Raw genomic sequence first — 3,588 nt, 5'->3', positions numbered from 1 at the left:
AGGGCAAGCTCACGCTCGTTCTCCTCACGCTCGCGGGCGATGTCCGCGGCCAGGCTCTCCCGGGCGACCTCGGTGTGCACGGCGAGCTCCTCGCGGGCGAGGCCGGTCTCCGCGGCAAACTCCTGGCGCTCCAGGCTGATCCCGGTGTCGTGCGCCTCCCGCTGCTCGGCGAGGGCGCGCTCGAGCTGGGTGCGCTCGGCCGCGATGCGCTGGTCGTGCAGGGTGCGCTCCTCGACGAGGCGCGCACTGTGCTGCGTGCGCTCGCGTTCCGTCAGCCGCAGGTGCTCGTCCCGCTCGGCGGCGAGCTTGGCCTCGTGCTCCTCGATCTCCGCGCTCAGCACGGCGTCGTGCTGCTCCAGCTCCGCGGCGATCTGTGCATCGTGGGCCTCGCGCTCTGCGGCGAGGACGCCCCCCTGCTCGGCGCGCTCGGCGGCGAGGGCCTGCTCCTGCTCGCCCCGCTCACGCTCCAGGCGCTCGTCGTGCTCGACGCTCTCCTGGCGAATCCGGTTTTCGTGCGCCGCCGTCTCCCGGTCCAGCTGCTCGCGCTGGGCCTGCTCGCGCTGCTCGATCCCGGCCTGGTGCTCGGCCAACTCGGCGGCGATCCGGGCCTCGTGCGCGTCCCGCTCCTGGGCGATGCGGCTCTGGTGCGCGATCGACTCCTGCGCGATCAGTGCCTCGTGTGCCTCCCGCTCCTCCGCGAGCGTTTCCTCGTGCACCTCGCGCTCGCGCCGAATCGCGTCCTCGTGCGCCGCGCGCTCCTCGGTGATGCCCGACTCGTGCGCCTCGCGCTCGGTCGCGATGCCCGCCTCGTGTGCCTCGCGCTCGGCGCGAATGCGCTCCTCGTGCTCCTGCCCGCTGATCGCGATGTGCTCCTGGTGCGCGGCCTGCTCCGCGGCGAGGGTGGCCTCGTGCTGGGAGAGCTCCGCGGCCAGCCGCTCGGCCTGCTCAGCGCGCTGGGCGCCCAGCTCGACGGCTGTGGTCTCGCGCTCCTCGTGAATCGAGGTGCGATGGGCCGTCAACTCCTGCTCGAGCGCGTGCTCCTGGACCTCGCGCTGGCGGCTCAGCTCCGTGGCCTGCGTCTCACGCTCGTGCTGCAGCTGCTCGGCGTGCTCGCCGAGGGAGCGCTGCCGCTCTCGTTCGGCGGACTCGGCGAGCTGGACGAGCTCGATGCGCTGCGCCTCCGCGAGGCCGGTCAGCTCGGCCTCGTGGGCCGCACGCTCCGCCTGGATCCGCGCGTCGTGGCTCTCCCGCTCCTGCGCGATACGCGTCTCGTGCGCGGTCTTTTCCCGGTCGATGACGGCGTCGTGCTCGGCGCGCTCCTGGGCGACACGGGCGCGCTGGGTGTCCATCTCCGCCGTGAGCGCCCGCGAACGCTGCTCGTAGGTTTCGGTGAGCTCGCGCTCCCGGGTCGCCTGGGCCTCCTCCAGTTCCCGGGCGTCCCGCTCCCGCTTCGCGGTCAGCTCGGCACGGTTGCGCTCCGTCTCCTGGGCGAGCTGCTCGCTCGCCAGCGCGGACTCGCGCTCGAACGCGGCGCGCGCCTCGCGCGTCTCCCGGGCGAGGCGCTCGGTTTCGGTCTGGGCGGTCTGGGCGGCGGCGGCCGCGTCGGCCGCCAGGCGCTCGGCGTCGCGCGTTGCGGCCGCGAGCAGGGCGGCGGCGTCGCGCTCGGCGCTCTCGCGGAGCGTCGCCGCGGCGGTTGCGGCGCTCTCCCGGAGCGACTGCGCCTCGCGGCGGCTCTCCTCGAGGAGCTGTTCCTTCTCCTCGTTGGTGCGCGCGGTGACCTCGGCGATGTCGTGCCGGGAACCGGAAACGAGCATCTCGGCCTGTTCGGTGGCGGAGACCACGATCTGATCGGCGCGCGCCTGTGCCTGCTCCAGGAGGCGGGCGCTCTCCAACTCCGTGCTCCGACGAAGCTTCTCCGCGTCGAGATCGGCCTGAGCGATCAGCCGCTGCGAGTGATCCTCGGCGATCTGCAGGCTCTTCTCCACCCGCAGCCCCAGCCCGGAGTACCCGGAGGCGCCGAGCTCGGAGACCTGCTCCTGCAGATCGGCGATGAGCGCGCGCTGGGACTCGGCCTCGGCGCGGGCCTGCGCGGCGCGCTGCTCGGAGGCACCCAGCTCACCAGCGAGCCGGGACACCTCCGCGGTGAAGCCGCGGAAGCTCTCGTCGACTTCCTCGCGGTTGTACCCGCGGAACGACTGTGCGAAGGGAAGCTGTGGATCAGACACGATGAACTCCTGTAGCGGGAAGCGGGAACACTGGTGGCGCCGACTGCTCGGAGCGTGTGCACCGGCTCGCCTCCGCCTGGGGCGATCGGGTCGCCGCCGTGAGTCACCAGTGTACGCCACACTCACCTCCGAGGCCCCGGGAAATCTGCGGGAACGCACGCGAAGATGCGCCCGGGCATGTCCCGGGTGGCCAGGGGCGGAGCGCGGCCAATACTCAGCACTCGTCCGGACAATTCCCACGCACAGCACGGAACAATTCGGGTAACGTTGTGGGGTACGGCTAATCTCGACCCGACGTTTTCCACGGTATCCCGGGTCGAAGAACAAGGAGCGTGTGTGCGTTACGTGTTGGCGATCGCCTCTCTGGTGCTCGCGGGGGTGATGTTGTTGCTCGGTATCGGGCAGCGATCCTTCCTTGCCGGGCCCTCCGAAATTGAGCACCGCGTCCAGGCCAGTAACACGGTCGGCTACGGGGTCATCTCCGCGGAGGAGCTGGAGAAGGTGGACGGCGCGGCCGCGGTGCGGCTGACCTCCGCCGACGCCCCCATCGTGCTCGCCACCGGCAGCACCATCGACATCGAAGCGTGGGTGGCCCCCTTCGATCACGAGAAGTTCACGGTCAGCCAGGACGGGAAGAGCCTGCGCGGCGCCGTGGTCCCCGCCGTGGTTCCCGAGGCTTCGGAGGCCCCCGCCGAGGGTGAGCCCGCAGCCGAGGAGCCCGCCGTCGCTGAGCCCCTCGCCCCCATCGACCCGCGAGGCAGCGACCTCTGGGTGGATGAGTTGGAGGGCGAGGGCACGCTCGAGGCCCCGCTCGCGCTCAACCCGGGGGAGTCCGTGCTCGTGGCGAGCAACGGCACCGACCCCCAGCCCGCCAGCTTTGCTCTGGCCTGGCAGCAGGACCGAAGCACGCCGCTCGCCGGACCCTTCCTGCTCGCGGGCGGAGCCTTCGCGCTCCTGGGCGCCGTCCTGTATCTGCTCGCCATTGACCACGACCGGCGCGGCGTTGGCCCCCGCCGCGGTAACCGCGGGCCGCTGGCCGGGATCCGCACCTCGCTGCGCCGGAAGGGCGCGGTGGCGTCCACCCTCCCCGCGCGCACGGAGGAGACGGGCGCGGCTCCGGAGCACGCCGCCGCCCCCGAGACCGCCGAAACCGACGGACAGGAGGCATCGACCGTGACCCCGAGCCCAGCCGCGAACACCCCCGACAGCGCTGACCACGAGCCGATCCCCGAGCCGATCCCCGAGCCCGAGCCTGACGCGGCCCCCTCCGACGGAGAGGAGCCACCCGCGGACTCGCCCCAGGAGCCCGAGTACGGGGAGCGCACCGAGGACGGCCCTGCCGACGCGGAGCCGGATGCCTCGA

General features: G+C 72.6%; 1 protein-coding gene and 1 pseudogene. One reads left to right on the top strand and one right to left on the bottom strand.

Annotation, left to right across the window (positions count from 1 at the left end):
- Positions 1-2,225 (bottom strand): hypothetical protein (locus OOT08_RS01075; RefSeq protein WP_325090737.1); only part of this gene is annotated, 2,225 nt, incomplete at its 3' end.
- A gap of 336 nt (positions 2,226-2,561) precedes the next feature.
- On the opposite strand from OOT08_RS01075, the pseudogene OOT08_RS01070 reads away from it, so the two are divergent.
- Positions 2,562-3,588 (top strand): annotated as a pseudogene (locus tag OOT08_RS01070) (hypothetical protein); the annotation flags it as partial.

It is taken from the genome of Leucobacter sp. M11 (assembly GCF_035726885.1).
GTDB lineage: Bacteria > Actinomycetota > Actinomycetes > Actinomycetales > Microbacteriaceae > JAPFRB01.
This window is presented reverse-complemented; position numbering and strand designations above follow the sequence as displayed.